Origin of the sequence: Paracoccus sp. C2R09 (assembly GCF_018860625.1) — a bacterium.
In the GTDB taxonomy this organism is placed as follows: Bacteria; Pseudomonadota; Alphaproteobacteria; order Rhodobacterales; family Rhodobacteraceae; genus Paracoccus.
Genome location: NZ_JAHKQB010000033.1, coordinates 1 through 1,321 on the forward strand (window position 1 = coordinate 1; position 1,321 = coordinate 1,321).

The window sequence follows — 1,321 nt, forward strand, 5'->3', positions numbered from 1 at the left end:
TGAACCGCGCCGGGTTTGCCGGAGGCTGATTTCGGTTAGTTACGCGGCCACGGCTTCTGTTTCCATAGTGGCGTAGAAGTTTGCCTCTGCTTCTGCCGGCGGGATGTTCCCGATCGGCTCGAGCAGGCGACGGTTGTTGAACCAGTCGACCCATTCGAGGGCGGCATATTCGACGGCCTCGAAGTTGCGCCAAGGACCGCGACGGTGGATGACCTCGGCCTTGAACAGGCCATTGATTGTCTCCGCCAAGGCGTTGTCGTAGCTATCGCCGACGCTGCCGACGGAAGGTTCGATGCCGGCCTCGCCGAGCCTCTCAGTGTATTTGATCGACAGGTATTGCGACCCTCGGTCGGAATGGTGGACGAGCCCCGCGCCCTTGACTGGGCGGCGATCGTGGACAGCCTGTTCGAGGGCATCGAGAACGAAGCCTGCGTGCGCTGTTTGGCTCGCCCGCCAGCCAACGATGCGGCGCGCGTAGGCATCGATGACGAAAGCGACATAGACGAACCCCCTCCAAGTGGCGACGTAAGTGAAATCACTGACCCAGAGCATGTTCGGCGCCGGCACGCGGAACTGCCGGTTCACCTTGTCCAAAGGGCATGGGGCCTTTTTATCCGGCACCGTCGTTCTGTGCGGCTTGCCGCGGATGATGCCTTGAATACCCATGTCCTTCATCAGCCTGGCGACTGTGCAACGGGCGACATCGAAGCCTTCCCGATCCAGCTGACGCCAGACCTTGCGCACGCCGTAGACCCTCCAGTTCTCCTCGAAGACGCGCTCGATCTCGGGCCGCAGGACTGCGTCGCGCCGGGCATGATCCGACAACCGGGCCGGATCGGCCCGCTTCGCCAGGTGATCGTAGTAGGTGGATGGGGCGATCGGCAGAACCCTGCAGATCGGCTCGACCCCGTGCGCCTCACGCTGATCGTCGATAAAGCCGACCATCACTTCGACCGGCGGTCGAGCTCCGCCATCGCAAAATATGCGCTCGCCTTGCGCAGGATCTCGTTTGCCTGACGCAGCTCCCGGTTCTCCCGTTCCAGCGCCTTCATCTTCTCGGTCATGTCGGTCGGGATGCCAGCCCGCTTGCCGCTGTCGACCTCGGCCTTCTTGATCCACTCGTTCAAGGTCTGGGGCGCACAGCCGATCTTCGCGGAAATCGACATGACGGCCTGCCAGCGCGATCCATGTTGGCCCTCATTGTCGAGGACCAAGCGCACCGCACGCTCACGCACTTCGGGGGAAAATTTGTTCGTCGTCTTGCTCATGATGCTCCATCCTACTCAGGAGTTGGAGCCTCCGGCAAACCCGGAGCGGTTCA

General features: G+C 62.1%; 1 protein-coding gene and 1 other annotated feature. The gene reads right to left on the reverse strand.

The features are described from left to right. Window positions 1–39 precede the first annotated feature (39 nt). Window positions 40–1,268 (reverse strand): IS3 family transposase gene (locus KO490_RS14995; protein WP_216020241.1). Its coding sequence is split into 2 segments (ribosomal slippage): window positions 40–980 and window positions 980–1,268, totalling 1,230 coding nucleotides; the frame shifts between segments, so codons are not numbered across the junction. Next, window positions 871–987 (reverse strand) — a sequence feature (AL1L pseudoknot). Its footprint overlaps the gene before it by 117 nt. Window positions 1,269–1,321: the final 53 nt, after the last annotated feature.